This window comes from Marinomonas vaga, from assembly GCF_055388305.1.
In genome coordinates this window covers 2,407,110-2,428,044 of the sequence record NZ_AP043903.1, presented here as the reverse complement: position 1 = coordinate 2,428,044, position 20,935 = coordinate 2,407,110, and the positions used below count along the sequence as shown (strand labels likewise).

General features: G+C 46.1%; 19 protein-coding genes. 12 read left to right on the top strand and 7 right to left on the bottom strand.

The window, feature by feature from the left end:
* Positions 1-197: 197 nt before the first annotated feature.
* The 3 genes from ubiG to ACZ5DR_RS11365 all read left to right on the top strand — a co-directional run bounded on the left by ubiG (position 198) and on the right by ACZ5DR_RS11365 (position 4,584).
* Entirely contained in the window at positions 198-926 is a 729-nt protein-coding gene (ubiG, locus tag ACZ5DR_RS11375; RefSeq protein WP_377369420.1) for a bifunctional 2-polyprenyl-6-hydroxyphenol methylase/3-demethylubiquinol 3-O-methyltransferase UbiG, read from the top strand.
* 9 nt (positions 927-935) lie between these two features.
* On the top strand, positions 936-1,697 hold the full coding sequence (locus ACZ5DR_RS11370; RefSeq protein ID WP_377369418.1) for a YciK family oxidoreductase: 762 nt from the start codon (positions 936-938) through the stop codon (positions 1,695-1,697).
* Positions 1,698-1,830: 133 nt separating this feature from the next.
* Positions 1,831-4,584 carry an insulinase family protein gene (locus ACZ5DR_RS11365; RefSeq protein ID WP_377369416.1) on the top strand — a complete coding sequence of 918 codons (2,754 nt, stop codon included), beginning with the start codon at positions 1,831-1,833 and terminating at the stop codon, positions 4,582-4,584.
* Here ACZ5DR_RS11365 and ACZ5DR_RS11360 read toward each other — a convergent pair whose 3' ends face one another.
* Positions 4,585-5,175 carry a hypothetical protein gene (locus ACZ5DR_RS11360; protein ID WP_377369414.1) on the bottom strand — a complete coding sequence of 197 codons (591 nt, stop codon included), beginning with the start codon at positions 5,173-5,175 and terminating at the stop codon, positions 4,585-4,587.
* A 97-nt stretch (positions 5,176-5,272) separates the two neighbouring features.
* The gene (fabV, locus tag ACZ5DR_RS11355; RefSeq protein WP_377369412.1) at positions 5,273-6,475 is read right to left on the bottom strand and encodes an enoyl-ACP reductase FabV; all 1,203 of its coding nucleotides are present in this window, start codon (positions 6,473-6,475) and stop codon (positions 5,273-5,275) included.
* Positions 6,476-6,608: 133 nt separating this feature from the next.
* Between fabV and ACZ5DR_RS11350 the strand changes: the two genes are divergently transcribed.
* A complete protein-coding gene (locus ACZ5DR_RS11350; RefSeq protein ID WP_377369410.1) occupies positions 6,609-7,841 on the top strand; it encodes a glycosyltransferase in 1,233 nt (410 codons plus the stop codon).
* On the opposite strand, the gene ACZ5DR_RS11345 is transcribed toward ACZ5DR_RS11350, so the two are convergent.
* The 3 genes from ACZ5DR_RS11345 to ACZ5DR_RS11335 all read right to left on the bottom strand — a co-directional run bounded on the left by ACZ5DR_RS11345 (position 7,834) and on the right by ACZ5DR_RS11335 (position 8,962).
* Complete coding sequence (locus ACZ5DR_RS11345; protein WP_377369408.1) at positions 7,834-8,031, bottom strand: DUF1289 domain-containing protein; 198 nt, start codon at positions 8,029-8,031, stop codon at positions 7,834-7,836. The two genes, ACZ5DR_RS11350 and ACZ5DR_RS11345, sit on opposite strands and share 8 nt — an antisense overlap.
* On the bottom strand, positions 8,024-8,173 hold the full coding sequence (locus ACZ5DR_RS11340) for an oxidoreductase-like domain-containing protein (protein WP_377369406.1): 150 nt from the start codon (positions 8,171-8,173) through the stop codon (positions 8,024-8,026). The genes ACZ5DR_RS11345 and ACZ5DR_RS11340 overlap by 8 nt, the downstream gene beginning before the upstream one ends.
* 69 nt (positions 8,174-8,242) lie before the next feature.
* Positions 8,243-8,962 carry a YebC/PmpR family DNA-binding transcriptional regulator gene (locus ACZ5DR_RS11335; RefSeq protein WP_377369404.1) on the bottom strand — a complete coding sequence of 240 codons (720 nt, stop codon included), beginning with the start codon at positions 8,960-8,962 and terminating at the stop codon, positions 8,243-8,245.
* A 273-nt stretch (positions 8,963-9,235) separates the two neighbouring features.
* Between ACZ5DR_RS11335 and ACZ5DR_RS11330 the strand changes: the two genes are divergently transcribed.
* The 8 genes from ACZ5DR_RS11330 (at position 9,236) to ACZ5DR_RS11295 (ending at position 18,359) form a co-directional block, all read left to right on the top strand.
* Positions 9,236-11,011 (top strand): SulP family inorganic anion transporter, encoded by a 1,776-nt coding sequence (locus ACZ5DR_RS11330; RefSeq protein ID WP_377369402.1) that lies wholly within the window; start codon positions 9,236-9,238, stop codon positions 11,009-11,011.
* Between the two features lie 120 nt (positions 11,012-11,131).
* On the top strand, positions 11,132-12,538 hold the full coding sequence (locus ACZ5DR_RS11325; RefSeq protein ID WP_377369400.1) for an ATP-binding protein: 1,407 nt from the start codon (positions 11,132-11,134) through the stop codon (positions 12,536-12,538).
* A gap of 16 nt (positions 12,539-12,554) precedes the next feature.
* Positions 12,555-13,232: a response regulator gene (locus tag ACZ5DR_RS11320; protein ID WP_377369398.1), complete on the top strand. Its 678-nt coding sequence runs from the start codon at positions 12,555-12,557 to the stop codon at positions 13,230-13,232.
* A gap of 23 nt (positions 13,233-13,255) precedes the next feature.
* Positions 13,256-14,206 carry an AEC family transporter gene (locus ACZ5DR_RS11315; RefSeq protein WP_377369396.1) on the top strand — a complete coding sequence of 317 codons (951 nt, stop codon included), beginning with the start codon at positions 13,256-13,258 and terminating at the stop codon, positions 14,204-14,206.
* 94 nt (positions 14,207-14,300) lie between these two features.
* Positions 14,301-15,185, top strand: coding sequence for a hypothetical protein (locus ACZ5DR_RS11310; RefSeq protein WP_377369394.1), 885 nt, complete (start codon positions 14,301-14,303; stop codon positions 15,183-15,185).
* 14 nt (positions 15,186-15,199) lie between these two features.
* Positions 15,200-15,739: a flavodoxin FldB gene (fldB, locus tag ACZ5DR_RS11305; RefSeq protein ID WP_377369392.1), complete on the top strand. Its 540-nt coding sequence runs from the start codon at positions 15,200-15,202 to the stop codon at positions 15,737-15,739.
* Positions 15,740-15,963: 224 nt separating this feature from the next.
* On the top strand, positions 15,964-16,278 hold the full coding sequence (locus tag ACZ5DR_RS11300; RefSeq protein WP_377369390.1) for a DUF3301 domain-containing protein: 315 nt from the start codon (positions 15,964-15,966) through the stop codon (positions 16,276-16,278).
* Positions 16,279-16,472: 194 nt separating this feature from the next.
* Positions 16,473-18,359 carry a methyl-accepting chemotaxis protein gene (locus ACZ5DR_RS11295; protein ID WP_377369388.1) on the top strand — a complete coding sequence of 629 codons (1,887 nt, stop codon included), beginning with the start codon at positions 16,473-16,475 and terminating at the stop codon, positions 18,357-18,359.
* A gap of 89 nt (positions 18,360-18,448) precedes the next feature.
* On the opposite strand, the gene gltX is transcribed toward ACZ5DR_RS11295, so the two are convergent.
* Together gltX and xni are read right to left on the bottom strand one after the other, a co-directional pair.
* Positions 18,449-19,930 (bottom strand): glutamate--tRNA ligase, encoded by a 1,482-nt coding sequence (gltX, locus tag ACZ5DR_RS11290; RefSeq protein WP_377369386.1) that lies wholly within the window; start codon positions 19,928-19,930, stop codon positions 18,449-18,451.
* 127 nt (positions 19,931-20,057) lie between these two features.
* A complete protein-coding gene (xni, locus tag ACZ5DR_RS11285; protein ID WP_377369384.1) occupies positions 20,058-20,849 on the bottom strand; it encodes a flap endonuclease Xni in 792 nt (263 codons plus the stop codon).
* Between the last annotated feature and the right edge of the window lie 86 nt (positions 20,850-20,935).

The following is a 20,935-nucleotide window of genomic DNA, read 5'->3' as shown; positions in this document are numbered from 1 at the left end:
CCACTCCCCCAAAACCACTATGCCCTTGGCGATAATCATGAGTTTGTGCGAAAGCAAGCTAAATACTCTGCTTTAGTTTGTGGCAAATTCTATTATCTATATAATGCAAGTCATCCAAATAGCGGTAAGCGTACGAATACCATATATATGCATAGTCACCTTGGCGCCGCCAACACGTTTTACATAGGAATGATGACATGACCACCAAGCAATCTAACGCCACCAATGTTGATCTAGATGAAGTTGCGAAGTTTGAAGCCCTCGCAAGCCGCTGGTGGGACAAAGACAGTGAGTTCAAACCACTGCACGACATCAATCCCCTGCGTGCTAATTACATTAACGAGCGCACTAACCTAGCCGGCAAAAAAGCCATCGATGTGGGCTGTGGCGGCGGTATTTTATCGGAAGCGTTAGCACAAATGGGCGCCCAAGTTAAAGGGATCGACATGGGCGAAGCGCCTTTGGCAGTTGCGAAACTACACCGTGAAGAAAGCAAGCTAGACATCGATTATGAACGCATCACAGCAGAAGAAATCGCAGACCGCGAAGCAGGCCAATACGATGTTGTCACCTGTCTTGAAATGCTGGAGCACGTTCCCGATCCATCCTCTGTTATTCGTGCCTGCATGAAGCTATGTAAACCAGGCGGCCACGTATTCTTCTCTACCATCAACCGCAACCCGAAGGCCTACTTATTTGCCATTGTTGGTGCTGAGTACATCTTGCGTATGCTGCCAAAAGGCACCCACGACTACGCGAAATTTATCCAGCCTGCTGAATTAAGCCAATTTGCCCGTCAAGCCGGATTGGAACTCACTCATATGACTGGCCTAACCTATAATCCTATTACCAAGGTCTATAAACTGAACGACAGAGATGTTTCTGTAAACTACATGATGCACACTCAAAAACCTGACACGAACTAGGAGGCAATTATGCTGGATTACCAAGCCCCTAATGACCTTTTAAAAGACAAAGTCATTTTAGTAACAGGCGCTGGCGATGGTATTGGCAAGGAAGCCGCGCTAACCTATGCAGCCCACGGTGCAACCGTTGTGCTTTTGGGTAGAACGACAAAAAAACTGGAACAGGTTTACGACCAAATTGACAATAGCGGCCACCCCCAAGCAGCCATAGTCCCACTGAATCTTGAGACGGCTGCTGAACACGACTACATGGAACTCGCCAACACCATTAAAAAAGAATTTGGCCGCCTTGATGGCATTTTACACAACGCCAGCTTACTGGGTGCCCGAACGCCTTTAGCTAACTTCGAACCCAGCACATTTGACCAAGTTATGAAGGTGAATGTGACTGCTCAATTTTTGTTAAACCAAGCACTGATCCCATTGCTGCAAGAAGCTCCCAGCGCATCCATTGTTTTCACCACCTCCAGTGTTGGACGTAAAGCCCGTGCATATTGGGGTGCCTACTCGGTGTCTAAATTTGCGACGGAAGCCATGATGCAATTACTGGCTGACGAACTGGAAAGCATCTCTAACATTCGCGTCAACGCGATCAACCCTGGTGCCACCAGAACGAGCATGAGAGCTTTTGCCTACCCAGCAGAAGACCCTAACACACTCAAAACACCTACCGACATTATGCCCCTTTACCTCTATTTGATGGGCAACGACAGTAAAGATATCAACGGCCAATCCCTCGACGCACAACCCAACCGCTCACCATCAGCGTAAGCAGTTGCACTGCATCATGGGTTCGAGATAATCTGAACCCATGATGTATTTACTTTCACAAAACACTTTTTTTCGCCATCTTCTCGTCTTTGTGAGCTTGGTGCTCACGAGCCCCTATTCACTAGGCACAAGCATGCAAAACATCCCCGGCAAAAGCCACTCAGACGCCAATAATTATCATTATTTGACCCTTGATAATGGTCTACAAGTCATCCTTATCTCAGATCCAAAGGCGGAGCGCTTCGCTGCTTCACTAGCCATTGGCGCTGGCAACCAACAAGACCCGAACGAGCACCCTGGCATCGCCCACCTACTGGAACATATGCTGTTCCTAGGCACAGAAAAATATCCAGATGCTGGCGCATACCAAACCTTTATACGAGAACATGGGGGCTCCCATAACGCCTACACCAGCAGCCAAGAAACCAACTTTTACTTTGATGTATTACCTGAGGCCTATCCAGAAGCTTTGGACCGATTTGCCCAATTTTTTGTGGCGCCAACCTTGGATGCAAACTACATCGCAAGGGAAATCAACGCGGTAGACTCTGAATACAAAGCCAAGTTAGATGACGAACGCCGCCGCACGAACGAAGCACAAAAGACCCTGTTCAATCCCCACCACCCTGGCAGCCGTTTTACCGTTGGCAATCTAGAGACTCTCGGTAACATTCCCACTGAAACACTCCAAAGCTATTTACAGAGGTTTTATGAGGATTATTACACCCCCGAGAACATGAGACTCACACTGGTGGCAAACAAATCACCAGAAACACTTGCCAGCTTTGCTCGTACATATTTTTCAGGCATAGAAGCCAGACCCACCCAGATAACACCCGAGCTACCTGCCAAGTTTCTTCAGACTCAGACATTCCAGGCCTTTAAGACCAACACCGAAAAAAGCCAGCTGAAGTTGATGTTTCCCATACCCAGCCAACTACGGCACTACCCCTCCCAGCCATATAGATATGTGAGCTATGTTCTTGGAGATGAATCCAGCAACTCCCTATTCGCAAATCTTAAAGAGCTAGGCTGGGCCCAATCGCTCCATGCTGGCATCAGCCAAGATGACGGCAACCAAGCACTTTTCGCCGTTACCATTAGGCTTACTGATGCCGGAGTTAAGCAACGTAACGCTGTGATAGGAAAGGTTTTCTCAGGGATCAAAAATCTACAGCAAGCGCCAACCAACCCCGATTACCTTCGTGAAATCCGAACCTTAAGCGAGCTAAATTACGCCTACCATGATTACATCCCATCGGTACGACTTGCTCAGGTCGCCTCATCGCGCTCACTAAACATCCCTCCTATGGATTTATTGCACAGCTTCAAAATTGAGCGAGACGCCACAGAAGCAGAAATAGCCCCAGTATTGAACGCACTAACCCCAGACAACCTAGTAATCCAATGGCAACACCATAAAGAGTTCCCAACAGAATGGGCTCAAGACGAACTAACATGGTCAACAGAGCCTTTTTACCAAGGACATTATGCTAATGCGTCCTTTAAAAAGGATTGGTTGCAACAGGACGATGAAACGAGCCAGAATTCAATGTATGGCTTACCTAAAATCAACCCATACATTCCAGAAGATCTCAGCTTAACCCAAGGGACTGACAGCCGCCCCACGGCTATATCTGACACAGAGAGCTTTGATTTTTGGCACAAGAAGAACAGCCAGTACGGCAAGCCCACCGGCATGATCTTTGGCTATTTTGGCTGTTCAGAATCCGCCAATGCCAGACAAAAACTGCTATTGCAACTCTGGGCACGCCTCTTCACCGACGCCATGAGTGAACAAACATATCAACCTTATACCGCAGGGCTAAATTACTCTCTTTACGCCCACAGCAATGGGCTAACCCTTCGCACTCAAGGCTACACAGACAAACAAGATGCCTTTTTCGAACACCTGATTGGTGAGCTAATGACTTTTCAGGCGACTCCTGAGCGCCTTACCATCGCTAAGCAAGAAATCCTAAAAGGCTTCAATAACCTAGATAGCCAACCACCCTATGCCTTAGCGCGCCATTACTTTTCACAAGTCGTGACCAAAGGCAGCTCTTCGATTGAAACGCTTCAAAACCTGCTAACAGACATCAAAACAGATGAGATCAATGACTTTATCCAAACCCATCTGTCTCAATTCCACTTTACCGGCTACATGACAGGGAATTTCGAGAAAGACAACGCGGAAACACTCTCCCAGATCCTGCAGACAAAGCTCAAGGGGCGACTAGGCGCTCACACTTATCAGTATGTGGAATTGAAATCGTTTGCACCAAAAAATCGCTACATCTACCGATTTAACACCCGCAGCGCTGATACCACCTTGCTATACAGCCTTATGGCGACTGACAGCAATGACGCCAGTTACACTGAACGCGCCTACGTTAGGATGATGGCACAACTTATTGGCGCTCGCTTTTACAATGAGTTTCGCACCGAAAAACAATATGGCTACATCGTAGCAGTCACCAACCAAACCATTGAGAAAACACCAGCTCTTGGTTTTTTGGTCCAATCCCCCAACACAGATATCGAAACGTTAGTACAGGAAATAGAGCGCTTTATAGTCGAAAACAAAGACTGGAGCGACAGCTTATCCGATGCGGAGTTCGAACAAGCTCGTACGGCAGTGCTGGCAGCCTTTACCAAAAAGACCACTTCTTTGAGGGAAGATGCACTAGAGGAATGGCCCCATGTGGTGGAGCCGGAACACAACTTTGCAGATCGAGCCAACTGGATTGCGAGCATTGAAGCCCTATCCAAAGACGAGTTTGTAGACTTTGTGAACGCCAAGATCAAGCGTAAGCAATCTGCCAGAGTAGTCATTGCAAACCAGTGGCAAGACACTGAAAACTGGACACCATTGATTATTGATTAATTAGCCGCCAATCAGCTGTTCAAGTCTCTCTTCGTCTGATAACTCAGCCTGCTGAGACTCTTCTGTCGTGGCGCCTGACTCAGGATCACCAAACACCTGATTACCAGGCGTCACTTCACTAAATTGCCCCTCATCCGGCACAACGGATTCTTCAGGATTAAGTGCCTCTTGGTCACGCTCAAGCTTCTCAGCCTGATCGCCAAAAATCCCCACCTCAGGCATCATACTCAGACGACGCTGTTGAATCTCTTCCGGAATATTACCAGTAAACAATACGGTAAATGGCGCCTCTCGAGTCCGGCGATTCACCTCTTCGTAAATCTCCTGCTCACGTTCAGCAGCTTTAGTCATCTCAAGATAGGAGGATTTACTAGGGTTCGCCGATACTACCATGTTGACAATATCTTGATTATTAGGCTGCTCAGCCGGAATGATGGTGACCGTGTCAGGGGAGCTTCGAACAATCTGGTGCTCACCACGGTAAACCTGATTCCCATAGATTACATCCACAGGCTCAACGGTAATTGTCTGAGCAAGTGCAATAGGCATTGAAGTAACCAATAAACTGGCGACGGTATTTTTTAAAAACATTTGCTACTCCGAGATTCCAATTCACTCTAAAGGAACCTCAAGTCAAAAAAAAGGAGGCTTATGTGCCTCCTTTGTTATCGACCGTAACCGAAATATCTTAAAGTGTAATTACATCAAATTCGACCTGAGGGTCCACATCGGCTTCGTAATCCACGCCTTCAACACCGAAACCAAACAACTTCAAGAACTCATCTTTGTAAAGTTGGTAGTCCGTCTCAGCAAATAAGTTCTCATCTGTGATTTGCGGCCAAAGATCACGGCAAGCTTGCTGAACATCTTCGCGCAATTCCCAGTCATCAACACGTAGACGATTGGCATCATCAACCAACTCTGCAGGAACATTGCCATTGTACAGACGCTCTGCAAACAGACGATAAACTTGATCCATACAACCTTCATGCAAACCTTTCTCGCGCATCACCTTGAATACCATAGACAGGTAAAGAGGCATCACAGGAATAGCAGAAGACGCTTGCGTTACCACAGACTTCAATACTGCGACGTTAGCACCGCCGTTTTTCTTAGCCAATTCAGTATCAATAGCCTTAGATGCACGATCCAAATCTTCTTTCGCTTTACCCAAAGCACCATGCCAGTAGATTGGCCAAGTGATGTCAGAACCAATGTAAGAGTATGCGACAGTACGCGCACCTTCAGCTAAAACACCCGCTTCATTCAAAGCCGACATCCAAAGTTCCCAGTCTTCGCCGCCCATTACAGTGACGGTTTGCTGCACTTCTTCTTCTGTTGCTGGTTCAATTTCCGCGTCGATGATCACATCACGGTTTGTATCAATAGCCGTTGAACGGTAAGGTTCGCCAATTGGCTTCAAGACAGAGCGAATCACTTCGCCAGACTCAGGCAGTTTACGAACTGGCGAAGCCAATGAGTAAACCACTAAATCGATCTCACCCAAGTCTTCTTTAATTAGCTCAATAACTTTGTCACGGGCTTCGTTAGAGAAGGCGTCACCGTTAATGCTTTTAGCGTACAAACCCGCTTCATGGGCAGCTTTGTCAAACGCCGCAGCATTGTACCAACCTGCTGTACCCGGCTTTTTCTCTGTGGCTGGCTTCTCAAAGAAGACACCAATCGTCGCCGCACCTGAACCAAATGCTGCTGCAATACGTGAAGACAGACCGTAACCACTTGAAGAACCGATTACCAAGACCTTTTTTGGTCCATCCTTGATCTCACCATTAGCTTTAGTTTTAGCGATTTGATCCAATACGTTTTGCTCACAACCCGTCGGGTGTGTCGTCGTACAAATAAATCCACGAATTTTCGGCTTAATAATCATAGTTAAGTCTCAACGTTATGTTTCCATAGGGTGCTGTGTACGCCATCGTGGGCACCAACACAAAGTTGGCGCACATGATACAATACCTCAACTTACTTGTCCCTTTTCTTTAACCCCCAAGATCCCAGATACCATGAACGTTTTGATAATTGGTTACGTATGGCCAGAGCCAAATTCGTCCGCCGCAGGCAGCCGCATGATGCAGCTTATCAGCGCCATGACAGAACAGACCTGGCAAATCACCTTTGCCTCCCCCGCCCAACAAACCGAACACATGGTTGACCTTGAGCCACTAGGCGTGACCAAGCAGGCGATCCAACTTAACAGCGACACGTTTGATCACTTTATAAAAGAGTTGTCACCGGATCTGGTGATTTTTGACCGCTTTATGATGGAAGAACAGTTTGGCTGGCGGGTTGAAAAGCATGCGCCAGATGCCTTACGAGTACTGAATACAGAAGATCTCCACTCGTTGCGAGATGCGCGTCATAAGGCAGTGAAACAAGAGCGTGAGTTTCAGATACAAGATATGTATTCAGATCTAGGCGTCAGGGAGATTGCCGCAATTCATCGAAGCGACCTGACGTTGATGATTTCAGAATACGAGACCGCCCTCTTAAGCCAGAAGTTTCATGTGCCAGACAGCCATCTAATGCATTTACCCTTCATGCTTCCTCCTGTTGAGAATGCGTTTAAACCTTTCGAAGCACGTCAGGACTTTGTTTTCATCGGCAACTTCCGCCATGCACCAAACTGGGATGCAGTACAACAGCTCAAAAACACCTACTGGCCAGCCATTCGCCAGCGATTACCCGATGCCAAGTTGAATATTTTTGGCGCCTACCCGCCACCCAAAGCCACTCAACTTCACAATGAAAAGCAAGGTTTCTTAATCAAAGGCTGGGCAGAAAACGCCTTAGACGTGATAGAAAATGCCCGCATCATGGTCAGTCCATTACGATTTGGGGCAGGAATAAAAGGCAAGCTAGTAGAAGCAATGCAGGTGGGCACCCCGAGCATCACCACTGCCATCGGCGCCGAAGCCATGCACGGCCTTCTCCCCTGGAACGGCGTTATCACAGATGACACTGAAGAGTTTGTCAATGCAGCTGTCAGCCTCTATCAGGATCAAGACTCCTACACTTTAATGCAGCACAATGGTCGAGAGATATTGCGCCAGAGGTATGATGGTGAGATTTGGAAGGCGCGATTCATTCAACGTATCACCTTACAAATGAGGCTACGTGATACGTTACGGAAGCATCACTTTTTAGGGAAGCTGGTGCGACATCATTCCATGAAAAGCACCCAGTACATGTCACAATGGATCACTCTTAAAAACGAGCGACAAACTGATCCTAGCTAACAAAGGCGCTTTGACTTTCTCGTTGACGGACCTTTTCCATCACCGCAAGTTGCTGCTCTCTCGTCATGGCTCCCCATCGACTGATCTCCATGCCAGTGCGATAGCAACCAAGACAGACGTCGTTATCGTCTAAAAAGCAGACATTGACGCAGGGTGATTTCACCGGTTGATCTGGCTTCGAACTACTCATCTTGTCCTGACTCCTGGGTTTGTGTGGCTTTTTGTTGAGCATTCCATTCCCGCAGGTCTTCGTAGTAAGTGTCCCAGACACATGGGGAGCATTGGCTTTCGCAGCATTCCCAATCTTCTGGCGGGGTCGGTTTTTCGTTCATTGGAATGACTCCATAAAAAAAGCTCTCACACCTTATTATACAAGATGTGAGAGCTCTATATCGAAGCGATTAATATTCAGCGTTGTGATACACGCGCTGAACGTCATCCAGATCGTTTAAAAGGTCTAGGAAACGCTCAAATTGCTCCACGTCTTCACCCGAAATCTCAGTGGTCATTTGCGGAACAAATTGAATCTCATCTACGTCAAACTCAATTTCACCAAACGCATCAAGGATGGCTTGACGAGCTTTACCGTATTCTGTGTTTGGAGTGAATACAGTGACTTTGCCTTCGTCATCAGACTCGATATCAGATACATCAACGTCCGCTTCTAACAAGGCTTCCATAACCCCATCTTCGTCGTCAGAGCTGAAAACAAAAATAGCGGAGTGGTCAAACATGTGAGACACACTACCCTGAGTACCGATTTTGCTTTTTACCTTGTTAAAGCAAGTTCGAACATCACCGTAGGTGCGGTTTGGGTTATCAGAAAGACAGTCTACAATCACCATGGTGTTGCCTGGACCAAAACCTTCATAACGAGCTGTGTCGAAGTCTTCTCCACCGCCACCTTTGGCTTTATCGAGGGCTTTATCGATAACGTGCGCTGGAACTTGATCCTTCTTAGCACGGTCGATCATGCTGCGTAGCGCTAGGTTACCATTAGGGTCAATACCACCCGATTTTGCGCACACATAAATTTCACGTCCGTATTTGCTGTAAACCTTGGCTTTTTGATCCGAGGTCTTCGCCATAGACTCTTTTCGGTTTTGATAGGCTCTGCCCATTACATATTCCTACTGTTCTATCGTTTAGAAAAAATAAATTTTACCGCTTACCGAGACGATAAGAAACTCCCCACACATGAAATGATAGAAGAACCCCCCTCTAATTCTTGATCGAATAATTATTCGGGTTGTCGCTTCTGAAATACTTGAGACAATTAACCGGCGGAAAAATATCAAGCAAGGGGGTACGGCAAGATGATAAGATATCGTTAAATGGTTATTTAATTATATCTTTTTCAACTAAAAACTACTTTAACACTTTGGAGACCCCTAATGTCTACAGCTCTGCATCGTTGGCTACCTTGGCTTCACCTGATAACAGGATCAACGATTAAAGCAGACATTATTGCTGGACTAACCTGTGCCTCCATGTCGATTCCGCAGGGGATCGCCTTTGCCGCCATTGCAGGCTTACCGGCTGAGTACGGCTTCTACAGTGCCATGGTAGCACCTATCATTGCCGTTCTTTTTGGCTCTTCATGGCATATGGTCTGCGGACCCGCCACAGCGATTTCCGCACTTTTATTCTCTTCTCTCGCTGGGCTGTACACGCCAGGATCGGCAGAATTTATTCAAGCCGCCTTAGCGATTACCTTCCTGGCGGGGGTGATTCAGCTCGCCCTTGGATTGGCGAAACTGGGGAATTTGACGAACTTTGTATCCCATGCGGTGATGGTTGGCTTTATTACTGGTGCAGCTTTACTCATCATGTTGAGCCAATTTCAACACGCTTTAACAGCGGAGCTTCCCAGACCAGAATCGATCTTAAGCTTTATTAATGCCCTGGCCCATGTAGGACCTCAAACCAACCTGTATTCCCTCGGTATCTGCGTCATTACTATTGTATCCGCCATGATTATTCGCAAGATATCTAGCAAGCTGCCCCATTACTTGATGGCGCTGATTGCTGGTAGTGTTGCTGGCTATTTAATGCAGGCTGGTGAACACGGCGTTCCTCTAGTGGGCGAGCTAAAAGAGGCAATCCCGCCTTTTGCATTAATTACATTCTCTTCTGATACGTTACGAGAATTAATTCCAGGAGCGGTGGTACTTGCCCTGATCGGGTTACTGGAAGCGGCTTCTATTTCCAAAGCGATCGCCCTCAAAACCCAACAGGAAATCGATACCAATAAAGAGTTTGTCGGACAAGGCATGTCTAATATTGTCGGCAGCCTATTCTCTAATTACATGAGTTCAGGGTCCTTTACCCGAAGCGGCATCAACGTGGAAGCCGGTGCTCGCACACCGTTAGCCATTATTTTTTCCAGCGTCTTCTTATTACTTATTTTGTTACTAATCGCGCCTCTGTTTTCCCATTTACCGATCCCAGCCATGGCGGGCATTATTATTTTGGTGGGTTGGCGGCTGATTGAATTCAAAGAGCTACTGCATTATGCCCACACTAGCCGCAGTGAATTATCCATTGCCTTAGTCACTTTACTCAGCACGATCGGCATTAGCTTAGAGTTCGGCATCTTGGTCGGGGTTGGCTTGAGCTTGGCGCTATTTCTGAATCAGACAGCGAAACCAAATGTGCGCATTCTGGCTCCCATGCAAACCCAAGAGGGTCGCTACTTCCATAACATCATGCATTTTGATTTGGAGACCTGCCCTCAGATACATTTTATCCGTCTAGACGGCCCACTTTATTTTGGTTCTGTGGACTTTATGGCGAAGCAATTTCACGACATAGAAACCCAAATGCCCCACAAGGATCACTGGGTCATCTTGTGCCGTGGCTTATCTGCAATTGATATGCAAGGCGCGCACTTCCTCAAACAGCTTGCTACTCGCCAAGGCAAGAATGGCACCCGAGTACACTTGGTTGCTCGCTACCTTTGGCAATTAGACCGCTTGAACACCTTCGGTGTCATAGAACATGTTGGCAAAACCCATGTCTACCCTGGAAAAGGGATTGCCATTGAGCAAATCGAACGAGATATGGATTTAAACCAATGTGCAAAGTGTGATAAATCTGTGTTTTGGGAATGCAATAGTCGTCGTGAACGGGGCCAAGCAGCGCAGGATCTATCAAATACTCAGCATTGATAGTAATTCCTCATTATTTACTAATGTAAAGATAGCCAGCTTAACCGTTTGGTCGATATAGTAGCATCACAGCTCAATACTTGATCCACCCAACTCACACAGGACAGCAGAAACGACTCTATGATTGGTTCCAAAGGCTTTCAAATCCGTCACAAACTTTTTGTCGTTTTTGTATTGAGCAACGTACTTTTGATCGTCTCCATGTGGCAGGTTTTCCAATGGAGTTTTGATCGCGGTTTCGTCACCTACGCCACGGAGCGTGATCGAGACTTCCTTCAGCAGATGGCCAACCGAACTGCCAATCTTTATATTTATTACGATGACTGGTACTTCTTAGTGCAAGAAAGTCGCCTAGAAAAAGAGTGGCAGACCGCCAAACTGGATAATATTCGCGATTTAATTCCACCACCAAGCACCCCAAATCTGGACTTGATCTACCCTTCGCAATATTACCGCCAACGGTTTTTATTGTTTAACAAAGATCAGCAACCCTTGATTGGTGAAGTCCCCTTTAAGGATGCCGAAACCCATGGGGTAATGGTCGACAATGAATTAGTGGGATATGTGGGCTTACGCTCAATGCGTGCCCTAGTACAAGACCAGACGCTTCGCTTTGTGCGCCAACAAGGTGAAGCCTTCTTATTAATTTCAGCATTTATGCTGACCATTGCCGCCTTGCTAACTTGGCCTCTCGCCCAATGGCTAAGCCGTCCAATTGGTACGGTTAGACAAGCTACGAAACGACTTGCTGCAGGCAAGTTCGACACCCGTATTAAGATTAAAGGCACTGACGAACTAGCGGATTTGGGTGGCGATTTTAACCACCTTGCTTGCACCCTAGAACACATGCGTGAAGCTCGTAAAAAGTGGGTAGCAGACACGGCCCATGAATTGCGCACCCCAGTGGCAATTCTTAGAGGTGAAATCGAAGCCATGCAGGATGGTATTATCAAGGTGACACCAGACTCCTTGAACTCCCTACAGCAAGAAGCGGTTCATATCGCTCGATTAATTGATGACCTGAACCAACTCTCTATGCATGACATGGGCAGTTTAAATTATGATATGGATGATTTGGAACTTAATGACATTTTAGAACAAACCGTTTCTTCGATGCATTTGCCATTTGATGAAGCGGGCATTGAACTAGAACTTGTAATTGTGAAAAAAGCGCCCATCATGATTACGGGTGATGCAGACCGTTTACATCAGTTGTTTTCTAACCTTATGAACAACACGTTGAAGTATACGAACGCACCGGGCAAATTGACCATTACGCTAACTAGGGAAGGCAAGAAAGCCGTTGTATTAATGGAAGATACGCCTCCAGGGGTTAGCGAAGACGATATCAAACGCATTTTTGAACAATTTTTCCGCGTGGAAAATTCACGCAATCGTGCAACCGGCGGGCGCGGCCTTGGCCTTGCCATCTGTGCGAACATTGTCGATGGACACCAAGGTTCTATTTCCGCCTATCAGCCTGATACTGAAGGATTGGGAATACGTATTGAATTTCCTTTAAATTAATATGGACTTGAGAACTATGAGCAAAGTACTGATTGTCGAAGACGAACCTAAATTAGCAGAATTGATGGCCGCTTATCTTGAGCAGGCAGGCTACGAGCACCACCATATTGATCGTGGCGATCAGGTCGTTGACTACCTAAAAAACAACCAAGCAGATCTGATGCTATTGGATTTGATGCTCCCCGGTCTGGATGGGGTTGAAGTGTGTAAACAAGTGCGCCAGTTCAGCGGCATGCCTATCATTATGGTGACCGCTAAAGCAGAAGAAATTGACCGCTTGATTGGCCTAGAAATGGGCGCAGACGATTATGTTTGTAAGCCATTTAGTCCACGTGAAGTTGTTGCTCGTGTAAAAGCGAACCTTCGCCGCGTAGAGCTTGACCAAACTGAAGCCCCTAAAACAGACGGCTTCGATCTGGATGCAGACCGTTTACGTGCAACCTACAAGGGCGAGCTAATCGACCTTACAACCGTTGAGTTCCAATTACTGCAGCTATTAATCAAAGAGCCAGGACGTGTATTTGGCCGTGACTTGATCATGAAGAGCATCTACACCGATAGCCGTGTGGTAAGTGACCGTACGATCGATAGCCACATCAAAAAATTGCGTAAGAAAATTGCTGCTGTTGCACCTGAATTGAATGTCATTCACTCAGTGTACGGTGCTGGTTACCGATTCGAGAACAACGACTAAACCTTAAATGCACGGCAGGCAACATGGATAGTTTTCTATCAGTGGTAGAGTTTTCCATCTCTATCACAGCCCCAATCTTCCTTGTTTTGATTGTGGGTGTTTTTCTAGAACGCATCGGCATGATCAACGATAACTTCGTTGATGTAGCGTCAAAGCTAGTCTTTAACGTTACCATGCCTGCCCTCATTTTTATCAGTATTACCGAGCACTCAAAAAACCCAGGCAGTCACCTGTCCCTTTTGATGTTCGGTGTTATCGCAACCTTTCTAACCTACCTAGTGCTGGAAGTACTTGCCAGCCGATTAATCCCCAAAAAAGCTGACCGTGGCATCATTGTACAAGGGGCGTTCCGCTCTAACATGGCCATCATTGGTCTTGCCTATTGTATTAATGCCTATGGTGACGAAGCGCTGGCCATCGCCTCAATCTACATTGGCGGCCTCATGATCCTGTATAACGTACTGTCGGTCATCACCATTAACCGCTCAATGGGCGCTAACAAAAGCATCAAAGACTCTTTGATCGCTATTGCGAAAAACCCGCTAATTATTGCTATCGTATTGGCCTTAATTGCCACTCAAATCAACCTTAAACTGCCAGATGTCGTCACCCAAGCAGGCAACTACTTTGCCCGGATGACACTTCCTCTCGCACTCTTGTGTGCAGGGGCCTCCCTTCGCTTTAAAGAGCTAAAGCAGGACCTTACCCCAGCAATGCTCTCCACCCTTGGCAAATTGATCCTAATGCCTGTGGTTTTGACACTTGGTGGCTTTCTAGTCGGTTTTCGAGGGATTGAATTGGGTATCCTATTCTTGCTGTCCTCCTCACCTTCCGCTTCGGCTGGCTATATTATGGCGAGAGCCATGAATGGCAATGCCGTTTTAGCCGCCAACATCATTGTCTTAAGCACTCTCTTCTCTTTACTGACGACCAGTTTAGGCGTGACAATTCTTGGATATTTGCAGTTGATGTAAAAGCTTTTTGTAAATTTAAATGAGAAGCACTTGCATTAACTAAAACCATGGTATTAAATAGTAATCATTCTCAAAACTTAAGAGTGATGACACTATGCGAATATCAGCAGACACACTATACGAACCCAGCGGTCACATTGCCGACCATTGGTCTAAGTTCGTCTCTGGTAGCCGTCATATAAAAGCAGCTGCTACCGCCAGCATTCAGCTGATTCAGCAGTCTACGTATGTAAAACAAGCCGTCACTATTGAAGAAAATTTGGCTCCAGGTCTGTATCTAACGTTTACCCACGATGAAGAGACATACACCGCTCACAACATCGTTAGTGCACAAGTAACACCTGTATATGAAGCCGCGACGGTCGATTGGTCTGTCACTCAAAAACAATCCTTTCATTGGTCGCAAATCTATTTAACTTGGGAGTTACTAGCCCAAATCACTGGCGAACAACTAGAAAACGTCATGCACTTCTTTAAACAAAGGGTTGCAATGGAAACAGGTGGAGCCTTTAACCTCACCGTATCCAGTGATCTAGTAGAAGACTTAAGCGCTGTATTTTCTCAACAAGGCAGCAATCTTGCTTTTACAGGCAAACTTTACAGCACCTTGTTTCAAGTGATTGAGCACATTCAAGTAACCAACCACTTATCACAATGTGAAAACTGCCAGAAAAAACTTTTTTCAGGCCAAAATCTTTTGGAAGCCAACTTTAAATTGACAGCGAAAACACTCGCTAGAAATGTTGGATTAACTCGTACAGCATTAGAAATAGGCTTCCCTATTATCACTGGCATGACCTTAACCGAATACCAAATTGAGGCGGCAATCCGCAAAGCCATGTCAAAGCAGTCATCGGATAACAGCTTAGATCTAGCTAAGTTGATCACCGCAGAGACAGGGTTAGCACAAGCGGATGTAGAAAAGGCCTGCGTCAAGCGATTTGGCGTTATGAGTCATCAGCTAGGCAGTATGCAATAACCCTTGAGGACACTATGAGCACAGCGAACAGCATCGGACTATTTTACGGTACAGACACAAGTAATACGGAAATGGTCGGTCAAAAGATACAGGAACAATTTGCAGAGTTAGATCAAGCGGTGGAGCTGCATAATATTACCGATGTAGACGTGACCGCGTTAATGGAATATGACTTTTTGATCTTAGGCATCCCTACATGGGATTTCGGTGGTATCCAGAGCGATTGGGAAGACGTAGGCGATGCCCTGTCGCAATTGGATTTAAATAACAAGGTGATCGCCTTGTACGGCCTAGGGGATCAATTTGGTTACGGCGACTACTTTGTAGACGCTATGGGCTGGCTCTATGAGAAGCTCAAAAACACTGGCGCTACATTTATTGGACAGTGGTCAACGGAAGGCTATGACTTTGAAGCCTCGTTAGCCGCAAACGAAGACAAATCCCAGTTTATTGGACTGGCTATAGATGAGGACCAACAATTTGACCTAACTGATCAACGTATTGAGCAGTGGGTTATACAGCTTTATGCAGAGCAGGCACTGGCAGCCGCGTAAGTTAAAACTGACTGGCTCATGGATTTACACACGACTCATTTGGCTTCCACTCATTCGCTGCCCCGAATGACCAAATTCGTGTAATGACATGATTAACTTACGATAAATTTCTGCATAAAAACACGCTTCCTTCTTTTCTCTCTCTCCTGCTTTTGAGGGAAGCGTGTTTTCTTTTTCTTCTAAGCTTTGTAAGCTTGTCTTCTCAACGAAATCAAGCTGACCTAATGAATATCACCCTTCTCGATCTAATTGTTATCTTTTCTCTTATGCTGATTGGCATCATGGTATGGCAAAACCTAAGCACCCGAGAGTCTGCCCTTAAGCTAGTAAAGCTTCACTGCAAAACACTCGACCTCCAAATGCTAGATGATTCTATCTATGGTGTGTATTGGCGCCCCACCTACCGTGATGGTCAACTACGAATTTTACGTCGTTATAAATTCACTTTTAGTACGGCAGGCGATACCCGCTATAAGGGAGAAATCGAAATGCTTGGCAGACGTCAAACTAAACTTCAGTTAGATCCTCACCGTATTTAATTGTCACTCAGTTACATCAAACTGAATCTGCTAAGTGCTTATAATCATTCGGTTTTAGGAAGAATAGGTAAAGATAGGCACATAAGTATTTACAAAACTCAGACAAAACCCAATACTCTAGCTATGGAATTTTGCCTACTAGAGACGATAGTAGAGCTATAACAAATACAATAATAACTACGCAGGTGATTTTAATGCTGGTAAATCTAAGCTTTAAGGCTAAACTGACGATTCTTTTGAGTGGTGCGATATTAGGTTTCGTAATTGTAACCGTAGTTGCCCTCAATGGAATGAACGCCCAAACATCAGCATCTGAGCGTTTTGAGTCTATTACTAAGGTCCGCAATGACCTCTCCTCCCTCGTAATTTCCAATATGGAATTATACGAGCAACTAGGTACGCTCAGTGACGACTCATATGAGTCTTACCTTTCCACCCTGACAACCAATTCTGAACAGTTTGCCACTGTCATCAATGAAGACATTGAATTAGTTGATAACCCTGAAACAGAAAGCGTATTAGCAGACATCAGCGGTTATTTAGAAAGTTACTCCAGCATTCTTAACGAATTAGTCACCCTAAAACATGATATCGGCTTTACTGCCACCTCAGGCCTAAAAGGCGAAATCTGGAACCTTGGGGAAGTTGTGGTCGAAAAAGTTTCGTTTTTAAGTTTGGTGAAACAAGAGTTCCTGCCAGTCCGTGAAGCAGAAAAGAACTTCATTTTCGAGCCCACCGCTGACAACCAAGCAGCTTTTGAAGAACGTTATGATAAATTCTACGAGCGGGTTGTTAACTTCGGTCTTGAAGAGCGATTTGGTGAGTTCATCGTTGCGTACCATGAAAAAGTGCAGCAGTACGGTGAAGTAATCGGCACTCTGAGCGGCCTTGAAACTCAGTTTGCACAGATTCGTAGTCAATACAATCAAGCCACTAACCAAGCTCAAGAACTATTGCGCTCTGAAGTAGTTGCTGCACGCCAGCAGGCAGCAGATCAATCACAACAGGCCAGCATCAGTGTTATTGTAGTGAGCGTCATCGTTGCTGTCTTAGCAGGCCTCATGATGATGGGAATTGGTCGAAGTGTTAATCAAACTCTTAGCCAAATCATTCGTGACCTGAGCAAGGTCAAAAACGGTGATCTCACTGCAAGACTTCCAGTTAACACCAAGCGTAACGATGAATTTGATTCCCTATGTAGCTCGGTGAATGAAATGACCAATGGCCTTGGCTCCGTTATCGGTGACGTCGTCCACACGACACGTGACGTGAGCGATATGGTGAGCAAACTTAACGGCGCAGTAGGCAACATTGCTTCAAGCAACCGTTCCGTGAGTGAACAGACGAACTCATTGGCTGCCGCCACGGAAGAAATTTCCACCACCATATCGAGCATTTCTCATACAACGGATGAACTGAGTGAGCAATCTAAGCACACCTATGAATCCGCGAAGTTAGGCTCCGAAACGATCAAAGGCGCTTTGTCTAATTTAGGTAAGACCATTGAAGTTGTGAACCAGACAGGCCGTCAGTTAAACGACCTTGGGCAATTATCCAAAGACATCGACAACGTGATCGCCATGATCAATGACCTTGCAAATCAGACCAACCTACTGGCTCTTAATGCTGCAATCGAAGCCGCACGCGCCGGTGAAGCAGGTCGAGGGTTCTCTGTCGTCGCCGACGAAGTACGCTCTTTGGCTGAGAAAACTGTCGATGCAACCGCTAAAATTACAGACATTGTTGGCACCATTCAGGTTTCAACACAGTCTGCAATTACTACCATGGCAAGTGGCCAAGAGAACTTGCGTTCGATTGAAGAATTCAGTGAAAAAGCAGAACTGGCCATTCGTGAAATCGAGCAAAATGCTCAAACCAGCTCAACCTCATCTGCGGATATGGCACGCTCCATTCAAGAAGTAGCGAAGACGGCCGTCCACATGAGTGAAGAAATGGATCGCATAGCTCAGCAGCTACAGCGTGATAATGGCGACATCAACAGTATTGAAGGCAATACTCGTCATATTCACGATCAAGTATCGGCCCTAGACGATAAAACATCCGTCTTCACAACACCTTAAACCCCCACCCTTAGGGGCAATAAAAAACCGGCTCAATTAACTTGAGCCGGTTTTTTTTGTTATATATGAAGCTTAATCTAGAAGTGCGATTACAACGCCGCGAACTCTTTTTCCCAACGCTTAGCTTCTTTCTTGGACGGTCCACCCACCGCATTGACAGCATGACGTAAGCGGGCACGTGTCATGTCTGGCCCCAGAATGGTCATGGAATCGAACACAGAGACAGAAGCCGTTGTACCTGCCACAGCCACAAACAATGGCGCGAAGAAATCTTTAGGCTTGACCTCCATTGCTTGAGCAAGGGACTTCATCTCAGCAAAGATCTTATCTTTTTCCCATGAACGAAGTGCTTCCAGCTTCCACAATGCAAATTGTAACGCCTTACGTAGAGTTTCCTCTTCCATTTTGATGTCAGCGAAGGACTCAGCCGTCACATTCAACTGACCTTTAAAGAAGAAGCCCGCCACATCTGCTACGTCCGAGAAGGTATCAATACGTGGGATGATCAATGGTAAAATAGCGTTCACATAGTCACTATTTAAGCCCCATTCTGCAAATTTCTGAGCAAAGTCTGCTACCGATAAGTCCTCACGAATCCAAACGCCGTTTAGCCACTTAAGCTTCTCCACGTCGAATACCGGGCCACCCAAGGACACGCGCTGGATATCAAAGTTTTCGATCATTTCAGACAAAGCAAATTTCTCACGCTCATCCGGCATAGACCAGCCCATACGACCAAGATAGTTGATCACAGCTTCTGGTAAGAAGCCCATTCGTTGGTAGTACAGAATCGATGTTGGGTTTTTACGCTTGGACAACTTAGATTTGTCAGGGTTACGCAACAAAGGCATATGGCACAATGTCGGCATATCCCAACCGAAGTATTGGTATAAAAGGATGTGCTTAGGCGCAGAGTTAATCCACTCTTCACCACGGATCACATGGGTAATTTTCATTAAGTGATCATCTACCACGTTGGCCAAGTGGTAGGTTGGCAAACCGTCAGCTTTTAATAACACTTGCTGATCAATTTGCGCCCAGTCAATTTCGATTTCCCCACGCAGCATGTCCTGTACGACACAGGTACCCTCTTCCGGCACCTTCATACGAATAACATAAGGCACGCCAGCGTCGATCTTGGCTTGAACTTCTTCTGCCGTCAGTTTTAGAGCTCGACCATCGTATTTTTGAGGCAGGCCTTGCTCTTTTTGCTCAGCGCGCATTTGATCTAGTTCTTCTGGGGTTTCAAAGGCATAGAACGCATGGCCTTTTTCCACTAACTCTAATGCGTAATCTTTGTAAATATCGCCTCGTTCGCTTTGACGGTATGGTCCATGGGGCCCACCTACATCTGGACCTTCTGCCCACTCTAGGCCCAACCAACGCAGTGCATCCAAGATCATTTTCTCCGATTCTGGCGTACTGCGTGTTTGATCAGTATCTTCGATACGTAGAATGAATTCGCCACCCATTTTTTTGGCAAAAGCCATGTTAAACAGTGCGATGTATGCAGTACCAACGTGAGGGTCGCCAGTTGGAGAAGGCGCAATACGAGTTCTTACCTCAGACATATCCTATCTCATTAATTAGGTTAGTGAATCCGCGTATTATATGCTTCTTAGTCGGTATCAGTAAGGGATAAACACATCTTTTCTAAATTGATCCTGAACTTTTAAAACTTGCCCAGATTAAAGAGACCTAAGCCTTAGAAGCAGGTGGGATAGCAAATTGAGAAAGGCGAACACCAACGTCCACATCCGTTCTCAAAGTCACCATAGAACGGGCAAACACGCAGTGCTCTAATTGCCCCTCTAGCAGTTTTTGGAATTTTGTTGGATAGACAGATAGATCCGCAAAAACACTCTCCAAATCAGGCTGTTGGGCGAGAATTTGTGCCGCGGATTTAGGGCCAACGCCTTTCACACCAGGAATATGATTGGTGGTGTCCCCCACCATAGCCCAATAATCAGGTAAGGCTTCACAGGACACCCCATATTTATTTTCCGCCCACATGCGATCGTAGCCTTGCTTAGCGAAATAGTCATATTGAAGGATATTGGGGTGCTTCAATAGCTGGGTATAGCCTTTATCCGTTGAGATAATCATAGCCCCCACACCATGTACACTGGCTTTATAAGCCAAGGTTGCAATCACATCGTCAGCTTCCCAACCCGCTAAGCGTATGCAAGCCCAGCCGTTAAAGCGAAAGGCCTTGGCAAAATCAGGCATGGCTTCGAGTAGGCTATCATCCATCGGCACACGACCAAGCTTATACTCTGGATAAACTTGGTGACGCCATGTTTTTTCAGGAGAATCAAATACTATCGCCACATGACTTGGTGAAAACTGATCCATTAGCTTCACCATGGCATCGATACACAGGTTTTGAGTACGCTCAATACGTCGTTCTGGGTCTGACTCACTTTCTAGCGCAGCGTGTAAGCGGCGAATCAAGTTTAAGCCATCAATGAGTAAAAGCCGGTTGGCCACAATCACCTTCCATGAAGAGTTCTATTTATTAGGAACCATTCTACGTTATTCTGGTAATCAATTGGAGAACGCTAATGACATAAGCT